Raw genomic sequence first — 18,868 nt, 5'->3', positions numbered from 1 at the left:
CCGCCTTATTCACGCATCCGCCTGATAGTTATCAGGAGAGAAGTCACCAGGTACGCGATGCCCAGCAACACGAAGAACAGTAACCACTTTGTTCCATCGGCATAGCGAGTGGTGTCAGACACCACCATCGGTTGAGAAATGATCAGCAAATACCGTCTCTCACGTAACGCTTGAAGCTTCCCTTGCTGTAAGGTCTGTAAGGCAGATTCCCAGCGTGTTTTGGCGATCTCACTCTGCAGGCGAAGATCTTCAAACAGGGACAGGCTTTCTGAAGAGCCTTGCGACCCTAACTTATTTGACAGGCGGTTACGTTGTTCGCCGATCTGCTTTTCCAGGACCTTGATTTTGGCCGACAGGCGAGGAATAAGGGGGTTCTGATCCAAACCATTAGCCATTAGTTGCGCGTATTCCGCTTTCGCCTCCGCCAACTGCGTTTCAAAGCCAGCAATTAATTGATAAATCGCGGTCACGGTTTCCTGCGGTTCAATATCTTTTTGTATATGCTGTATTTTTAGCAATTCAAGCCGAGCTGCCCCCAGATTTTCCTGGGCCGATTTAACATCGTTTTCCAGCCATAAAATTCGTTCCTGCTGCATCCGCGCTGAAACGGTATTAACGTGCTGTTCAGCAAAAGCCAGAATGCGCTGGGCAAAAAACTCAGCCTGTTTCGCACTCCGCGCCTTGACGTTTAAACGCAGCATGCCCTGTTGAATATCGACAGCAACCGAGACTTTCGATAAATAGTAACGATAAGGATCATCATTAATACCCAGCGGCGCGTGGTAGCGGGAAAATAATGCGATATCGTCTTGCGCGAAATAAGATAAAAAACCGAGCTCTTTTTCCATCCGCTCCATCATTTCTTTCGAAAGTATAAACTCGCGAACCTGAAAGCCCTCCGACATCTCATTGCCTGCACCAAAGAAAGCTGTTCCAGAAAAATTATCCTGGCTGGCATCAGTTTGCACAATAAAGGTGGCATCCGCGCTATAAAAACGCGAAGTTAATAGCCACGACATAAGCATAATAACCAGCAGCGGCAAAGCAATATAAAGAAAGAGCCGACGTAGCGATTGTTTGGCTTGCTGAACACGTCGCTCTTTAATAACCAATGACGCTCTACGGACGGAATCAGCATCCGTCGCGGACCACCCGGCATCTGGGCGATGATGACTTTTCGCATCGGCCGTTTTTTCCGTCTGGCGAAGGGAGCGTTCATTCTCTTTTTGTTGTAGTCGCGAGGCTCGGCTTTCTTCTGCTACCTTCGCCCTTTCCTCTTTCCATTTTTTAATACGTTCTGAATTTTCCACACTCTATCCGTATATTTTCTAATTATATATCAAAGGAATAATCATCAGTTTGAATCGTCGCCTGATTTGACTGATATTGTTCAAAAAGCGCAGATGCTTGTGCTAAATCTTCACACATCGTAATTTTTCCATGCAGCAGTACGCCAAACGCATGACAGTGTTCTTTAATAAGCCGAGGGTTGCGCGTTAGCACAATCAACCCTTTCTGTTGCAGCTCATAAGCTAGTGCCGCCTGCATACGCAACTGTGTGGCATTATCCCCGGTGTACAGCTTGTCATCGGCAATATAAAGGCGGCAGGGAAGCAGTAAATTAATGGCAAATGCCAGATGCGCTTTCATCGTGACAGAATATTCACTCACCCTGTCGGTATAGCGCTGTTCAAGCTGGGTCAATTGATAGCAGAAATGTGAAAATTCATCGCCATCCAGGCCATAAAGACTGGCCATCATGCGCGCATTCTCTTCGCCGGTTAACCCCGGCAGAACAAAAGCATTTGCCCCCAGTGGGAGCGCATCACCCCGTAGCCCAATAAAATCCCCTTCATCAGGAGCATCTATACCGCACAGCAATCGGGTTAGCGTCGTTTTGCCTGAACCAGGGGCCGCCAGAATACCGATATGCTCATGGTAATCCATGACAAAATCTGTTTTATCAAGGACCACCCGCGGGCCCTTATCAGACTCAAAATAGCGTGTACAACCTAATAAACCGAACACGAACGCGTCTCTCCTGAAGCTAAAGTCAGTGATTTTCAGTGTCACAAATCAGGTGAAAAATGATGCCCGCGAGGAATAACGTTGCGGAAAATGCCAGAGGGTAAAGAGGTTCAAGGTACAAGGAGTTATACCCCTCAAACATTCCTTCTCTGACTATCTCATTAGCATGAAGTAGAGGGTTCCAGCTGAATATGCTTAATAATGAATAGGGCAATTCATTCGCCGTATAAAAGACAGCTGAAATCAAAAACATCGGTCTTAGCACTACAGGAACGGCTTTGTAGACCAGCGGAAACCGTTCAGACAGTGCGTCACAAAAGTAACCAAACGATAATCCCAGAAGCCATGCGATAACCATCCCTTCAAAAATCAGGATCGGTTTCTGGGCTTCCCAACGGGAGAAGATAAGAAAGTTAATTAATGAAACAATAATATAAATGATAACCGCATTAACAAATTCGACTGCGGCAAGAGCAAAAATCACATGTCTTTTCTTAACCTGCGAGACAACCGCCAACGATGTAAAGAATGAACGGGTGCGCATGGTTGCGGTAATGGTATAACGAAATAACAGATACGGTAATATACCTGCAATAACAAAGCTGATATCGTCAGTGAATATTGGCACGGTGCGATTTAAATATTGAAAAGAAATAACGGTAATGGTTATCCATACCAATGGTACGGCCAGCACCATTATATAGTTTAGCAAATTATCGTTATAGCGTGTTTTGATATCGCGTGACATTAACAAAATGATTAACTCACAGACGGTAATGAGTTTCATAAAATAATAAGTATTATTTTTCAAAATATTCATATGGCGACGTTAGAAAGAATTAGAACCGCGGATCAAAAAGCTATCGAATGCGGCTTTCACCTTAGCGAAATCAGTCAAAGAGGCGTTCGAGATATAGATAACATCGCCGTCTTCTACCCGCATGGCCTGTGCTAAAAACACCGAGTCAGGTTGGCTCATATCGACATGATAGATATTCAGCTTACGCATCTGCTGTTTCGCCTGTTCCGCTTCGTCACGCTTGTACAGAAAAACCGCCTGCGGGTCGGCTAGATTGTCGTTTAATCCTTTCGCCAGCGCCAAAGCATCCACTACGCTGGAATGACGCTGAACCAGAGCATGTTTTCCCTGAACACCCGCCGCGCCGAGCACATTAACATACTCGGTCACTTGACGCAGAGTGATACGGTCATCCGGCTGTAAGACAATATCCAACCCGGGATACTGATAAATATCTGACAGTCGCGCATTGAAATAATGCTGCTGGCGCGTCACGTGAACTTCCATCATCTCTGCGCTGGTATTTTCTACTGCCGCCGCCGTTGCCAAAAAATGACTAAGACGATTCATACTCTGTTCGAGAGGGTAGCGACCCGTTTTCCCGCTGCCCTCGACCGTCACCATGGCTCCGGTGCGGGCGGTAAGCGTCACCAGCACCTGAGGATTCAGGACAACGCGCGAAAGTCGCTTTCTGATCTCTTCAGCCAGTTGTGTCACATCCAGCCCGGTAACCGGAATGATCCCGGCATAAGGCACCTGAACGATATTACCGTCAGTCACAAGAATATTTTCAAAATCCGCCCGGTCGCCGCTCGCGTTATTGGATAAATACCCCGCCCCGCCCGAGGATAAAATAGTGATATGCAGCACATCGCCTTTAGCCAAAGATGTCCAGTGCCAATTATTTTGGGCAAAGACCGGATCGACAATAGTTTTCGGCACAGTATCGGCATCACTCAGTTTTAATGTCGGCGTGACTTCGACCAGATGATAATGAGGATCGTCCTGATTAATCAGGCTGGATTTAAATACCGCCCTGGGAATAGTGCATCCCGAAAGCAGAAAAAACGTCGTTAATAATATAATAATTTTTTTCATAACTTATTTTATAAATGAAATAGCTGAAAAAATGCTGCCCATTAATTAACGAGGCTGAGAGGCAATGGTTTGTACAAACGTTCCCACCATATGTTCCACGGTGAAGCGTTCTTGTAAAAATGACTGCGTCTGTTGGCAAATACCGGTTCTGCTGCGCCATAAATTGACCAACTGTTCTGCATAGCGGCAAGCCTGGTCAAGATTGACCGTCTGTGCATCATCAAGAATGAAACCCGAAACACCCTCAATAAAGCATTCTGCCGATCCACCTGCAGGGGTTGAAATCACCGGCACCCCGACCATTTGTGCTTCAATGAGCACATTGGGTAGCCCTTCATAACGCGAAAACAAAATGAATACGTCCATTTTTTGCAGCCAATACCCCACGTCACGCGAGACGCCAACGAATAGTATTCTCTCCAGAATCCCCAACTGTTCGGCGCGTTTCTGCGCTTCAGCGCGCAAATCACCATCGCCTACCAGCACAAAGCGTGTGGCGGGGTGGTGCTGTAAATAGCGTGCTGCAAAATCAATCCATGCAAAAGGGTTCTTATCGCCTACAAAGCGGAAAACGCCACCAATAGTCGTGTCCGCATCCTGTGTTTTTTGCGTAAACTGCTGCCAGATTTTATGTGGCACCTCAGAAGAGGGTTCGGTAGATGGCGGTAAGACGCCGTTATATACAACCTGGAAGTGCTTCGCCTCCAACTTTAGCCAGTCGGCATAATGGCGGGTCACACAATGGTTGTTACTCATAAAATCAACGCCAGGCACGACCGCCAGCGCCTGGTAGAGAGGCTCATATTCCGGCTTGAACAGACGCTTTCTCACCACCGGCGGTAAGCCACGTAATCCCAGTTGAATTCTGGGCACGCCAGCAATCAGCGCTGCAAGCGCAATCATCAGACAAGCGCCATCCTGCCAAACGGAGAGATAATCCAGCTTGCGCTCGCATAAGTGGGGGACCAGATGCTTGATACCGTAGTTACACACCGGCGGCAGATGAGAGAGCAATAAGCGCAACTCCGGAGATTCTATTGTCGTATCGTCAAAGAAGTTTCCGGTAATCTTCGCGATTTCAAGCACCTCGACCTGTTCTTCCAGCACTTCTTTCAGGAAAAAGTCTTGCCTGAGTTCCGGTGCCAGGGAGCGAATAATGAGCTCTACCGGCTCTTCTACTTTCAGGCCGCCAATTTTCCCCTGTTGCCGATATTTTCTGGCGATCTCAATAGCCAGCCTGGAAATCTGACGCTCTGCACCGCCGCTACCTAGCGAGCCTGTACAGAGCGCAAGGCGACCAAAAGATCCGACGGGAAGCTGCCGCGGCTGACGATTTCGATAGAACAAGATGGCATGCTTCATTGCAATAATACGGGTGTTGGTCCCCACAGGGATCGCTTCCCCTTCAAGGCGTTCAAGCAAATCGCAGATCTTATTTATTTTGCCTAAATAATTGTTATATTTTTTCTGCACGCCGGTGCTAACCTTTTTAAGAATTAGCTGCGCATCTTTGGCTAGCCCCGTATTATATAAACGACGCGCATACTCATAACGTGCTTCATCATTGTTTTGTGCAATCAGCGTTTCGTAGAGAGCGTATGCACGCGCCGTTTCATTGAAATCATGAAGAAATTCTGCTTTTTTTAGCATCGCTAATGAAGTTAAAGCCTCAGCCGGTAATTCGCTGTCAATTAACGCAACAGCTTGCGCAAGCTTCTTCTCTTGTTTCAATGTTAAAAGCGTTTTCCCTAGCGCAGCTAACTTTTCTTCCTGCGTAATCATTACGACTTCCCTGATGTATTTTTTTGTAATGCGGTTATGCAGGTCGAGATCTGCCTTGTCACCGGCTCCGTTGGTCCATTCACTTTCTCCAGTCGCTGCCAATACTGCAAAGCCTGGGTGTAGTCGCGTAAATGCATTGCGTTTAATGCGGCATATTTCAAGGCATAGGCATTTTCACTATCAAAAACGAGTAATTTTTTCGCATAATCTAGATGTTCATAAGACGCGATAGTGCTACCGCCATCCTTCAGTGACTCATTAAATAATCTGATAATTTGCTTATATTCACGCATCAGGCGAGAAACATCAGGATCAATTCGTTTCAGGCTAATCAATACAGACAATGCTTCATCCAGACGCCCTTCAGTTTTCTTCTGGCGTACATATTTAAGGGCTCTGGTTGCAACATTGCGACACTCTTTCTCAAACAGCTCGTTCATCGAGGCATTCTGGAATGATGGAGAAATGCTCATGACGTTAGCAATCAAATCAATGAGGAACGGAATGTCGTTAATATGACGTATACTGCGTAACATAATCGACTGCAGGCTGGTAATATTCGAATTACGAATCAAGGTCATATGGGCCAACGTGCACGCGTCTTTCCAGGCACCAAGATTCACCAGCGTTCTTGCACAATATACGGTGCTAACGGGGTCGAACTCCAGAAGTGGCCACACTATTTTCGCCCCTGCCAGGATATTTTCATAATCCTCACGCTCATACATTTCTCTTAATTTCTCGCGCCATGCCATTTTAACTTCATTATTAAAGCGAGAAATACGTGCATGGGGATAAACCATAAATGCAGAGTAGCTGTAGACCAGCGAAGTACTCAGTGAGACAAAATCATCAACCGAATGTAGCGACAGCGCAGTATTGTTCCATGCCTCAAAAACGTCGTGGAGTTTATCTTTATACGAGGTGCTAAGCGCCTGATGATAGCTCATATTCTTGATGCAGAAAGCTGTGCGGATAACGAGACCGGTATCATGAATCGTCGACAATACCGTCAGCGCAAATTCTGACTCATGGCGGAGTAGCTGCTCGAGCGCATTCATGAAAATCAATTCATCACTGAATTTGATTGCCAAAGATAACGCTGTTTCCATAAACGCATCATTTAGGCGCTGCGATTGAATGCCGGCATGGAAAGCTTCGGAGAATGCGTTGCCATCATTGAAATATTGCGTGCTGCTCAGGAAATTAACCCATCCGCTTTGGGTTTCAGGATTCAATAACAGTACACGTTTCCAGTATTGATATGACTTATCAAACAGCTTTAAAGCATCGGCTGAGCCGGCGGCAACGGTAAGGACTTCTTCATCTTCAATTTCATTGGAAAGCATCATCTCGGCCGTCGATAAGGCTTCCCGCCAACGCGCTAATCCATGCAGAGACCTCAGCCGACAACGTAATGTACTGTCCGTCGTACCGATAATTTTCTCAACATCACTAATATCCTGATAAGCCTGTTCATAATAACCTAAACGGCTGAAGATTACGGACCGAAGTTGGATTAGAACAGGCTCTTGCTGCTGATTTCTTAATGCGGCAAAAAGTTGCTGTGATGCAGTAATAATGTCGCCATCGGCAAGCAGCTTAGTGATCGATAGGGTAATCTCACGTATTTGGTCCTGTTTCTCTTGTCGCCCCTCATCAAGATGATGATTAGTATTATTGATCACTCCCTTAAAAATAGCCGCAACGATCGCATCACCAAACATGTCGGTATAATGAGTAAGATCGTCGCCATTTTTTTCCAGGGCTCTTTTCTGTCCCCACTTTTCCATCAAATTTGTCGGATTAACGCAGGGAATATCCATCCTGGTGGCGATGGTCTCGACATTTTTAATCAACCGACTGCGGGACTGAATGACGGTTCCAGCACGAGTCACGGCATCAACATGGGTCATAAACATAACGCGATCGCGACCAAGCAGCTGAACGATTTCCATCATATCCTGTTCGATAGCATGCTCATCCATCTGCTCGACATTGATATTGCTTAATAAGGCACGATCGTCTTCCGACATTCCGGCAAAACAGGGATCGTCTTTGAGATAGGCCAGCAGTTTGTGTTGATTTCCTTGCGTGGCCAGCGACCAGTACACACGCGCCCGCTCTGTTTGGCTAAAAAACTCATAGAAATGACGAGTTAAATAATTTATTTGTAAGCAGAACCCATAGGCCATAATCTTCTTCTGACTTGAAATCTCAACGATATAGAAATCAGAACGACTATGAATGTCGGTGTTTGAATAATTTATGGCAGGTCTAAAAATAAAAGGCCGGACCTTTTCAGGAATATCTATCAAGCCTAAAATAAAACGAACCTGCTGTAATGCCTCGCTGCTTGTATGCGTAAAACCATATATTCTTTTAAAATTAGCCTTGAAATTAAAATAAGGCTGAGCTCGTTTTACCGGACTCACAATACGGCAACTACCAATGGCTGTAAGCGTAAACATCCCTGACGATTTCATTAAATTCATCCACGTGAAAGGAAAGTGAGTAGTTTTACTCAGGAATACAAAGCAGTCTTTTTATCGATATACCATTTTAGAGTCTGCTTAAGTCCTTCTTTGATATCAAACTCAGGCTCATATGAAAGAAATGTTTTTATTCTGGTAATATCTGCCTGACTATGCTTAACGTCACCGTCACGAAAATCTTTATAAATTGGTTCAGCACTAATTTGTTCGTCCCGCCATAAATTCAACCCATCGCGGATGAGATAATAAAGCTCATTTAGCGAAGTTCTGTCTCCAACAGCCACATTATAGATTTTATTTTTTGAGGCTAAATCATTAGTCGTTGCTGATAATAAATTGGCCTGAATCACATTTTCTATATAGCAAAAATCCCGGCTTGTTGAACCATCGCCATTGATATAAATTGGTTCATCTTTAAGAAGCGATAGTATCCAGCGAGGAATGACTGCAGAGTATGCTCCGTTAGGGTTTTGGCGGCGGCCAAATACATTAAAGTAGCGCAGGCCAATAGCGTTAAAATCATAGCTGCGAGCAAACACCTCGGCGTACAATTCATTGACGTATTTTGTAACCGCATACGGGCTTAATGGCCGGCCGATCCGGTCCTCAATTTTAGGTAAATCGGGATGGTCACCATAAGTACTACTGCTTGCGGCATAGGTGAAACCAGATACATGTGCATCTCTCGCCGCCGTCAACATATTTAAAAAACCATCAATGTTAGCGCTATTTGTCGTGATAGGATCCTGCAAGGAACGTGGTACGCTTCCCAGAGCGGCCTGATGTAAAACGTAATCGACATTCTCACAAACAGCCTGACAATCGGCAAACGACCGGATATCCCCATGAACAAAGGTAAACCGCGACCATTGTTCTTCACTGACAGCGGCACGCACATCCTCTAAATTATGTTGATAGCCAGTTGAAAAGTTATCCAACCCAATTACTGTTTGATTTAAATAGAGTAGTTCTTCTAATAATCCAGAGCCGATAAAACCTGCTACGCCAGTAATAAGCCAACGTTTTGGTTCAAGAACGAGTTGTATTCTTAATTCATCATAGGCTGTCATGATTATAACCTCACATCTGACTGCTCAGGCGAAAGGATATACTTCAAATCATAAAGCACATGTTTATCTTTTCCAAAGCCACGAATATCAGTACTCCCCATCTTCTTAAACTGCTCATGGCCAACGGCAACAATAATGGCATCATAAGAAGCCGCCTTGATTTCCGATACAGGTATAATCCCGTATTCCTCTTCGACTTCCTCAGCATCCACCCAAGGGTCAAAAATATCAACATTACAGCTGTAATTGCCCAACTCTTTTACAACATCGATAATGCGGGTATTCCTGATATCCGGGCAGTTTTCTTTAAAGGTGAACCCCAGAATCAGAACGTTAGAACCCTCAACATTAATCCCTTTTTTGATCATGGCTTTGATCAACTGTCCCGAAACATAGTTACCCATATTATCGTTCAGTCGACGACCCGCGAGGATAATTTCCGGATAGTAACCGATGCCCTGAGATTTATGAGTCAGATAATAGGGATCAACGCCAATGCAGTGACCACCAACCAGTCCAGGACGGAATGGCAGGAAGTTCCATTTACTTCCCGCTGCTCGCAGTACGGCTTCAGTGTCAATCTCTAATCGGTTAAAGATAATCGCCAATTCATTTACCAGCGCGATATTGAGATCGCGTTGGGTATTTTCAATCACCTTTGCCGCTTCCGCGATCTTAATGCTTTCCGTTTTGTACGTTCCTGCCGTGATGATCTGTCGATAGATCTCATCAACCAGACAGGCCGTTTCTGCAGTTGAACCTGAGGTAATTTTCTTGATAGTTGTCAGACGATATTTTTTATCGCCGGGATTGATGCGCTCTGGGCTATATCCGACAAAGAAGTCTTTGTTAAATGTCATCGCTGACATACGCTCAAGGATCGGCACGCATTCTTCTTCAGTACACCCTGGATATACCGTAGATTCATACACCACGATATCCCCCGGCCTCAGTACTTTGCCAACAGTTTCACTTGCCATAATCAAAGGGGTGAGATCTGGTTGCTTATAATCGTTGATCGGCGTCGGGACGGTAATGATGTAAAAATTGCATTCTCTGATTTCATCAATTGATGAGGTAAACGTCAGATGGCGAGCATCACGTAGCTCTTCTTCTGTGGTTTCGAGATTGACATCGATCCCTTCTTTTAGCTCAAGTATACGTTTATGATTAACATCAAAACCAACCACCTGACGAATTTTCCCAAATTCAGCAGCCAATGGTAAGCCAACATACCCGAGTCCAATAATGGCAATTTTTACATCATCTTTGCTGATCATTACTGATAAGTCCCTTATTTAATAATTATTAACTTTAAATAAATCCCAGATGTTTTCTGGAACGCTACCGCCCCTGACGTTCTTAGCCAGCGTATCTATTCTTATCGAAATCACGACAGTTTCTAGTCTAAGCAAGGCTAGAAATTTTATATTTCCTAATTTTAGTTAAATGGAGGTCGTATGCAGTATCCGTTCTAAAACAACAATTAAAGATCGGATCTTTAATTGTAATTCTTAATGAGAAAACGCATAGTTTTTTATTCTGGCAATAGAAGATATCGAGGGTCTCGCACGCCGAATTTAAGAGCGATTTCTTTTCTCCAACGATACAATGTTGACGGCGAGTTCATAAATCTATCCTGAAGCTCCTCCATACCGCTTTCGGTTAAGAAGTACTTCATCTTCATGATATCTTTGTTGCTAATCTTAAAGTTACATTCCCTTCGCCCTGCCGTTATCTTGTCACCATTTCGTCGATATAGGCTTATTTTCTTAATCATCTCCGACACAGATGTTGAGGTATCGAAAACAGCAATAACATTTTTGATATTATCCAACCAAAAAAGAGCCAAAGGCATCAACCGTGAGCTGGAAATGATGATTATGATTTTATTGATATTTTTATTCCGTGAGAAAAAAACCAAGGTGCTACGTAAGCTATATTGATTAAGATTCACGAATAAATAATTTCTTTCGTTTGTAATCAGTGACATTTCATCAATAACACTAGCGACACCCCCCCCAAAGTAAATATCATTAGGTGGCCAGAAATGTTGATACTTCATGAAGCCTCCATAACCTCAAAAAACTCTATTTCATCCATGGAAAGGTAAGTGTCTACTTTTAAGCACACCGCCCCTCTAAAAAATACCTAACAATCGAGTAATTGATTTTATTAATATTGCTAAATACATGAGATGAACTTTTACACAACAAGGATGTGATATCAACCCCTCGCCATTCATAGCTAAAAGCTATCAATCACTCATTCTTAGATTTGAATTACTAATGGATATCGGCATTTTAATACGATTATTGGTTGTATTATTAGCACTACCTGTGAAACCGCACTTTCATCTTTTATTCAAAATGAGAAAATTCTCAAAACACAAGGAAACATTTTCTTACAAATTACCAGCATACATACTGGGGTTAAAGGTAGCCTGACTGAATTGTCACCCATGTCTCTACCTTTAAATTCTTAGCTATACCGTGTGAGATTTTAATCAGTACAACTGAAGTCTATCTAACTATATTTGCTATATTTTTCAACAACAATGACAGAATATACACAAGGCTAACGAGCCCCCCGGCATAGCAAGCATTCAAAATGGTACAAAGTACTAAAGTAATTCGTATATTTTTGTGTATCTACATAATTTCGTTACCGGATAATGAGAACAAAACTAGTCACCTTAAGAAATTATTACTAATGATAAAACTCCTGAAGATATTTTTAACAAAATAGATGTCCACCATGTTTATCCAGGTAAAATCCTACCAAGTCTAAACCATTTAAAACCAGTTACTAACGATTAGAGAAAATTGACCTACGAAAAGGCCACATTACTTATTTATGAAGGATGACTAATCTTATATCGTGTTCAAAAAAAGATAACTATGGAATTATAATCTAACAATTAACTACGTGACCTGTATTAACGTTGATATATTTTCAGACAGACAATAAAACATACTCCTTAAAATTTCTTAAATAAATTCAATTGATTGATAGTTGATTTTTTGTACCACGGGGGAAATGCGATATTTAAGACACCAGTATCGCGAATTGAAAGGATTAACCAGCATATACAAAGCTCTACTATCCGAGAGCGTCAAAGATTTCTCTTTGGCCCCTGTGGATAGTTAGTTTCATATGAGGTATCTCCCGCCAGGGGGGCCTATCGTCTCCCACAATCGCTTTAGCCTGCATAGTCGTGCATTGAGTCTGTCTGACCGTTAAACAAAGAAACACATTGAGATTACGAAGGGTAATTGAATCGGGAGAGTCAGTGAGAAGTAAGTCGTGGAGCGGGCGAAGGGAATCGAACCCTCGTATAGAGCTTGGGAAGCTCTCGTTCTACCATTGAACTACGCCCGCATTGGAGTGCGTAAGGGATTATAAACCTTACGCTCTTCTTGGCAAGGGACTAACTGACTGACTGGCGATTAATTCACCGTCAGCATTTTGGCTTACTGCCCTTTGGTGGCAAATAACGCAGCGGATCGATAGCCGTCGCCCGATAGCGGATCTGGAAATGCAGCCGCACCGTGGTCGCATCCGAGCTGCCCATCGTCGCGATCTTCTGCCCGGCTTTCACGTTTTGACCATTGTTCACCAACATGGTGTCATTATGCGCATACGCAGTGATGTAGTCCTCACTGTGCTTAATCATAATGAGATTACCGTAGCCCCGTAGCTGATTACCGACATAAACCACCTTCCCGGCTCCGGCGGCATAAATCGGCGTACCGCGCGCAGCTGAGATATCAATGCCTTTATTGCCGCCGTCCGCGGTTGAATAAGGCAGAATCACTTTACCGCTGGCAGGCCACTGCCAGCAGCGCTGTCCTACCGGTGGCCAGGAGGACTGCGGTACGGACGAAGATGGTCTGACCGCCGCCGTTTTGGTTGAGGATTTCGTCGTTGTTTTGCCAGAGCCTGAACTGGTTTTCGCGCCACCGCTGACCTTCAGCTTTTGCCCCACTTCAATGGTATAGGGCGGTGAAATATTATTCAGGCGTGCAAGCTCTTTTACGCTGGTCCCGGTGGCGCGCGAAATACGGTATAGCGTATCTCCCCGCTTCACGGTATACACGGAGCCGGAATAACTTCCTGTATCAGACGACTTGCTCCCGGAACAGCCTGCTAACAGCAGACCGACACACAGCAGCATCGCGATACTCAGGCCATTTTTCTTCAGGCGTCCTGCACTCAAAACAATACCTCGCAACATTTTCAGACGCTTTATCATAGCAGCCAGAAACCGGATGCCAAATCATATCGCGCAACGAAGCGTCGACTCTGGCATTTCACACCCTCTGTTAATCATTCTGACTTAATAGAGCATATAATGTGAATGCTTAAGATTGATGGTGGACGCTATGCGACAGGAACATGTCATTTTATTGAATGAGCAGGGCCAGCCCTGTGGAACACTGGAAAAATATGCGGCGCATACCGCCACAACCCCCCTGCACTCTGCTTTCTCATGCTGGATATTTAACGAGCAGGGTCAACTGCTGGTCACCCGCCGTTCGCTGCACAAAAAAGCCTGGCCAGGCGTCTGGACCAACTCTGTCTGCGGTCACCCGCAGTTGGGTGAAACCACCGAAGCCGCTATTAACCGCCGGGCTTGCTTCGAGCTGGGTGCAGACATCGACTCGCTCAGCCCCGTGTATACTGATTTTCGTTATTGCGCCACGGATCCGAGTGGAATAGTGGAAAACGAAGTATGCCCGGTTTATGCCGCACATATCGTCAGTGAGCTACAGCTAAACCCAGATGAAGTGATGGATTCCCAGTGGAGCAATCTTGAGGATGTTTTAAGCGGGATTGACGCGACGCCGTGGGCTTTTAGCCCGTGGATGGTAATGCAGGTTTCAGACGTTAAGGCACGAGAGTTACTGCGCAAGTTTGCCAACGGGAATTGATTGCCTGACGGGGCTACGCCCATCAGGCCTACATAACGCATCGTAGGCCTGATAAGGCATCAGCCGCCATCCGGCATTTTACATATTACTTAACCGGGCGCATCGCCGGGAACAGGATTACGTCGCGGATAGTATGGCTGTTTGTGAACAGCATAACCATACGGTCGATACCAATGCCCAGGCCCGCAGTCGGCGGCAGACCGTGTTCCAGAGCGGTAACATAGTCTTCGTCGTAGAACATCGCTTCGTCGTCACCTGCATCTTTGGCGTTAACCTGATCCTGGAAACGCTGCGCCTGGTCTTCTGCATCGTTCAGCTCGCTGAAGCCGTTACCGATTTCACGTCCGCCAATGAAGAATTCGAAGCGATCGGTGATTTCCGGATTTTCATCATTACGACGCGCCAGCGGAGAAACTTCTGCCGGGTACTCGGTAATGAAGGTCGGTTGAATCAGGTGCGCTTCTGCAACTTCTTCAAAGATTTCGGTCACGATACGGCCCAGACCCCAGCTCTTCTCAACTTTGATGCCGATAGATTCCGCAATCGCTTTTGCAGAATCGAAGTTATCCAGATCGGCCATGTTGGTTTCCGGACGGTATTTCTGAATCGCTTCGCGCATCGTCAGTTTTTCGAACGGCTTACCAAAGTCAAAGACTTCTTCGCCGTAAGGCACTTCAGTCGTTCCCAGAACGTTCTGCGCCAGCGTACGGAACAGCGATTCGGTCAGTTCGATCAGATCTTTGTAGTCCGCATAAGCCATGTAGAGTTCCATCATAGTGAACTCTGGATTATGGCGAACAGAGATGCCTTCGTTACGGAAGTTACGGTTAATTTCGAATACGCGTTCGAAGCCGCCAACCACCAGGCGCTTGAGGTACAGTTCCGGCGCGATACGCAGGTACATGTCCAGATCCAGCGCGTTATGATGGGTGATAAACGGACGCGCTGCCGCCCCGCCAGGGATCACCTGCATCATCGGGGTTTCTACTTCCATAAAGCCACGACCAACCATGAACTGGCGGATACCAGCCATAATCTGTGAACGCACTTTAAAGGTATTGCGGGATTCATCGTTAGAGATGAGGTCCAGGTAGCGTTGACGATAGCGCGCTTCCTGATCCTGCAGACCGTGGAATTTATCCGGCAATGGGCGCAACGCTTTCGTCAGCAGACGCAGCTCGGTGCAGTGGATAGACAGCTCACCGGTCTTGGTCTTGAACAACTTACCTTTCGCGCCGAGGATATCGCCCAGATCCCATTTTTTGAACTGCTCGTTGTAGACGCCTTCCGGCAGATCGTCGCGAGCAACGTACAACTGAATGCGGCCGCCAACATCCTGCAGCGTAACGAATGATGCTTTACCCATAATACGGCGGGTCATCATACGGCCAGCAACGGAAACCTCAATGTTCAGCGCTTCCAGCTCTTCGTTTTCTTTCGCGTCGAAGTCAGCATGCAGTTGGTCTGAGGTATGATCGCGACGGAAATCGTTCGGGAAGGGGATCCCCTGCTCGCGCAGGCTCGCCAGCTTCTCACGGCGCGTTTTCAGTTCATTGTTAAGGTCGGCTACCGCGTCAGCGCCCTGTACGTGTTGTTCAGACATGTTGGTTCCTCATAACCCTGCTTTCAAACTTGCTTCGATAAATTGATCCAGGCTGCCATCCAGCACCGCCTGCGTGTTGCGGGTTTCAACCCCAGTACGCAGATCTTTGATGCGGGAGTCATCAAGGACATAAGAACGAATCTGGCTACCCCAGCCGATATCCGATTTAGTATCTTCCATCGCCTGTTTCTCGGCATTCTTCTTCTGCATTTCCAGTTCATAAAGCTTCGCTTTCATCTGCTTCATGGCCTGGTCTTTGTTCTTGTGCTGGGAACGGTCGTTCTGACACTGCGTCACAATCCCGGTCGGGATGTGGGTGATACGCACCGCAGATTCGGTACGGTTAACGTGCTGACCGCCCGCACCAGAAGCGCGATAAACGTCAATACGCAGGTCCGCCGGGTTGATATCGATATCAATATCATCGTCAACTTCCGGGTATACAAACGCAGAGCTGAACGACGTATGGCGACGACCGCCGGAGTCGAACGGGCTTTTACGCACCAGGCGATGTACACCGGTTTCAGTACGCAACCAACCGTAAGCATATTCGCCAGCAATTCTGATGGTCACGGATTTAATACCCGCCACTTCACCTTCAGATTCTTCAATAATTTCAGTCTTAAAGCCGCGCGCTTCAGCCCAACGCAGGTACATACGCATCAGCATGCTTGCCCAGTCCTGTGCTTCCGTACCGCCTGAGCCAGCCTGAATATCGAGATAGCAATCTGCGCTATCATATTCACCGGAGAACATACGACGGAATTCCAGCTGGGCCAGCTTATCTTCCAGCGTATCAAGTTCTGCTACGGCTTCGTTAAAGGTTTCTTCGTCGTCGGCTTCTACAGCCAGTTCCAGCAGGCCGGAGACATCTTCCAGGCCCTGGCTCATCTGATCGAGCGTATCGACGATGGCCTCAAGGGAGGAACGCTCTTTACCCAGCGCCTGCGCGCGTTCGGGTTCGTTCCATACGTCCGGCTGTTCCAGCTCGGCGTTTACTTCTTCCAGACGCTCTTTCTTGGCATCATAGTCAAAGATACCCCCTAAGAACGTTAGAGCGCTCCGTGAGGTCCTGAATGCGGTTATTTACCGGATTAATTTCAAACATTGTCTGATTTCTTTTATTGGACTAGTCAAAATGCGGTTATAAGAGCGGGATTGTAACTAATCCACACCCTTTTTTATAGCGAATATACACATCATCCTTCAAGCTGCCTCTTTGTTGGCTGCGCGATTTCTCCCCGGTCACGTACTACTCGTACGCTCATGGATACTCATCCACTTGCCGCCTCGATGCAGCTTGAATGATTTTGTGTAAAGTGACGCTAAAGTGGCCAGATATTATCGATTATAATCTGCAGGCTGCGGTTGCCGCGAAACTCATTGATATCCAGTTTGTAGGCAAGCTGAACTTCGCGAACACCGTTATCCGGCCAGCAGGTGGTATCAACGTTAAACGCAATACCGTCCAGCAACGGTCCACCACCGACGGGCTCCACCATCACCTTCAGATGACGCTCACCGACCAGACGCTGCTGGAGCAGACGGAAATGCCCGTCAAACAGCGGTTCCGGGAACATTTGTCCCCACGGTCCGGCATCACGCAGCATTTGCGCGACCTCCATGGTCATCTCCGCCGCGCTCAGAGCACCGTCTGACACCACTTCGCCCTGCAGTAAGGCGGGGTCCAGCCACTCGGTTACCAGTTCGCCGAAACGCTGCTGGAAACGCTCAAACTGCGCCTCTTCCAGCGACAAACCCGCCGCCATAGCGTGACCGCCAAACTTGAGGATCATACCTGGATGAAGAGTGTCCAGGCGCTCCAGCGCATCGCGCATGTGCAACCCCTGAATCGAGCGCCCGGAGCCTTTCAGCGTACCGTCACCGGCCGGGGCAAACGCAATTACCGGACGGTGAAAGCGCTCTTTAATACGCGATGCCAGAATCCCCACCACTCCTTGATGCCACTCGGGATGATACATCGCCAGACCGCCCGGTAGCGTATCGCTACTGCGCTCCAGCTTTTCACACAGAGTCAGCGCTTCAGCCTGCATACCCTGCTCGATCTCTTTACGCGTCTGGTTGAGTGCGTCCAGCTCATTGGCCAGCACACGTGCTTCACCAATGTTGTCGAACAGCAACAGCGCCACACCAACGGACATATCGTCCAGACGCCCCGCTGCATTCAGCCGTGGCCCGAGGGCAAAACCTAAATCACTGGCAGCCAATTTGAGTGGGTCGCGATTGGAAATCTCCAGCAGCGCTTTTATACCAGGGCGGCACTTTCCGGCACGAATACGGCTTAAGCCTTGCCACGTCAGAATACGGTTATTGGCATCCAGCGGGACCACGTCGGCCACCGTGCCAAGCGCAACCAGATCGAGCAAATCCGCCAGGTTCGGCGGCGCAATTCCTCGTTCATCAAACCAGCCTTTGTCACGCAGGAAGGTGCGCAGCGCCAGCATCAGATAGAAGGCCACGCCAACGCCAGCCAGCGATTTAGACGGGAATTCACAATCGTGCAGGTTAGGATTGATGATCGCTTCAGCGCCCGGCAGCGTGTCCCCTGGCAGATGGTGATCGGTCACAATGACCTGGATCCCCAGCGTTCTGGCATGTTCAACACCCGCGTGGGACGAGATGCCGTTGTCGACGGTGACAATCAGTTGAGCGCCTCGGGCATGGGCCTGATCAACGACTTCCGGGCTTAAGCCATAACCGTCTTCAAAACGATTAGGCACCAGGTAGTCCACGTTACTGCAGCCCAACGCGCGCATCGCCAGAATGCTGAGCGCGGTGCTGGTCGCGCCATCGGCGTCAAAATCGCCGACCACGATGATTCGGGTTCCTTCGCGAAAAGCGTTATAGAGGATTTCAACCGCTTTTTCGACACCGTTCAAATGCTGCCACGGCAGCATGCCTTTCACACTACGCTCAAGCTCCTGCGCGCTGCGCACGCCGCGGCTGGCGTATAAACGGCGCAGCAATGGCGGCAAGTCGGCAGGTAGCTCGGCGGTCTCGTCGGCTTCACGCCGACGAAGTTGTATCTGTTGTTTCAC

The 18,868-nt window shown here is 47.0% G+C and carries 14 protein-coding genes and 1 tRNA gene; 1 reads left to right on the top strand and 14 read right to left on the bottom strand.

Going from position 1 to position 18,868, the window contains the following annotated elements; all coding sequences use genetic code 11:
* Positions 1-5: 5 nt before the first annotated feature.
* From vexD to actS, 11 genes are all read right to left on the bottom strand, one after another.
* Positions 6-1,310, bottom strand: coding sequence for a Vi polysaccharide ABC transporter inner membrane protein VexD (gene vexD / locus HV302_RS04675; protein ID WP_016154310.1), 1,305 nt, complete (start codon positions 1,308-1,310; stop codon positions 6-8).
* 22 nt (positions 1,311-1,332) lie between these two features.
* Positions 1,333-2,028: a Vi polysaccharide ABC transporter ATP-binding protein VexC gene (gene vexC / locus HV302_RS04670; protein ID WP_016157403.1), complete on the bottom strand. Its 696-nt coding sequence runs from the start codon at positions 2,026-2,028 to the stop codon at positions 1,333-1,335.
* Between the two features lie 25 nt (positions 2,029-2,053).
* Positions 2,054-2,848: a Vi polysaccharide ABC transporter inner membrane protein VexB gene (gene vexB / locus HV302_RS04665; protein ID WP_181626971.1), complete on the bottom strand. Its 795-nt coding sequence runs from the start codon at positions 2,846-2,848 to the stop codon at positions 2,054-2,056.
* 9 nt (positions 2,849-2,857) lie between these two features.
* Positions 2,858-3,925, bottom strand: a complete 1,068-nt coding sequence (gene vexA / locus HV302_RS04660) for a Vi polysaccharide ABC transporter protein VexA (protein ID WP_181626970.1) — start codon at positions 3,923-3,925, stop codon at positions 2,858-2,860.
* A 45-nt stretch (positions 3,926-3,970) separates the two neighbouring features.
* Positions 3,971-5,707 (bottom strand): Vi polysaccharide biosynthesis glycosyltransferase TviE, encoded by a 1,737-nt coding sequence (gene tviE, locus HV302_RS04655; protein WP_016154314.1) that lies wholly within the window; start codon positions 5,705-5,707, stop codon positions 3,971-3,973.
* Positions 5,707-8,202, bottom strand: coding sequence for a Vi polysaccharide biosynthesis protein TviD (tviD, locus tag HV302_RS04650; RefSeq protein ID WP_181626969.1), 2,496 nt, complete (start codon positions 8,200-8,202; stop codon positions 5,707-5,709). The genes tviE and tviD overlap by 1 nt, the downstream gene beginning before the upstream one ends.
* Positions 8,203-8,231: 29 nt before the next feature.
* Positions 8,232-9,272 carry a Vi polysaccharide biosynthesis UDP-N-acetylglucosaminuronic acid C-4 epimerase TviC gene (gene tviC / locus HV302_RS04645; RefSeq protein WP_181626968.1) on the bottom strand — a complete coding sequence of 347 codons (1,041 nt, stop codon included), beginning with the start codon at positions 9,270-9,272 and terminating at the stop codon, positions 8,232-8,234.
* Between the two features lie 2 nt (positions 9,273-9,274).
* Positions 9,275-10,552: a Vi polysaccharide biosynthesis UDP-N-acetylglucosamine C-6 dehydrogenase TviB gene (gene tviB, locus HV302_RS04640; RefSeq protein WP_016157409.1), complete on the bottom strand. Its 1,278-nt coding sequence runs from the start codon at positions 10,550-10,552 to the stop codon at positions 9,275-9,277.
* Positions 10,553-10,809: 257 nt separating this feature from the next.
* A complete protein-coding gene (locus HV302_RS04635) occupies positions 10,810-11,337 on the bottom strand; it encodes a Vi polysaccharide biosynthesis protein TviA (RefSeq protein ID WP_046274927.1) in 528 nt (175 codons plus the stop codon).
* A 1,242-nt stretch (positions 11,338-12,579) separates the two neighbouring features.
* Positions 12,580-12,653, bottom strand: a tRNA-Gly gene (locus tag HV302_RS04630).
* A 79-nt stretch (positions 12,654-12,732) separates the two neighbouring features.
* Positions 12,733-13,491: an amidase activator ActS gene (gene actS, locus HV302_RS04625; RefSeq protein ID WP_046274955.1), complete on the bottom strand. Its 759-nt coding sequence runs from the start codon at positions 13,489-13,491 to the stop codon at positions 12,733-12,735.
* A 166-nt stretch (positions 13,492-13,657) separates the two neighbouring features.
* On the opposite strand from actS, the gene idi reads away from it, so the two are divergent.
* Positions 13,658-14,206, top strand: coding sequence for an isopentenyl-diphosphate Delta-isomerase (gene idi / locus HV302_RS04620; protein WP_019077626.1), 549 nt, complete (start codon positions 13,658-13,660; stop codon positions 14,204-14,206).
* Between the two features lie 85 nt (positions 14,207-14,291).
* Here idi and lysS read toward each other — a convergent pair whose 3' ends face one another.
* From lysS to recJ, 3 genes are all read right to left on the bottom strand, one after another.
* On the bottom strand, positions 14,292-15,809 hold the full coding sequence (gene lysS, locus HV302_RS04615; protein ID WP_005123357.1) for a lysine--tRNA ligase: 1,518 nt from the start codon (positions 15,807-15,809) through the stop codon (positions 14,292-14,294).
* Positions 15,810-15,818: 9 nt separating this feature from the next.
* A protein-coding gene (prfB, locus tag HV302_RS04610) for a peptide chain release factor 2 (RefSeq protein WP_100250065.1) occupies positions 15,819-16,917 on the bottom strand; the annotation gives its coding sequence in 2 pieces (ribosomal slippage) (positions 15,819-16,841 and positions 16,843-16,917; 1,098 coding nt in all).
* A gap of 217 nt (positions 16,918-17,134) precedes the next feature.
* The gene (gene recJ / locus HV302_RS04605) at positions 17,135-18,868 is read right to left on the bottom strand and encodes a single-stranded-DNA-specific exonuclease RecJ (protein ID WP_181626967.1); all 1,734 of its coding nucleotides are present in this window, start codon (positions 18,866-18,868) and stop codon (positions 17,135-17,137) included.

Origin of the sequence: Citrobacter sp. RHBSTW-00859, assembly GCF_013729795.1 — a bacterium.
GTDB lineage: Bacteria > Pseudomonadota > Gammaproteobacteria > Enterobacterales > Enterobacteriaceae > Citrobacter > Citrobacter braakii.
The sequence above is the reverse complement of the archived record's forward strand: the minus strand, read 5'-3'. Positions and strand labels throughout refer to the sequence as shown.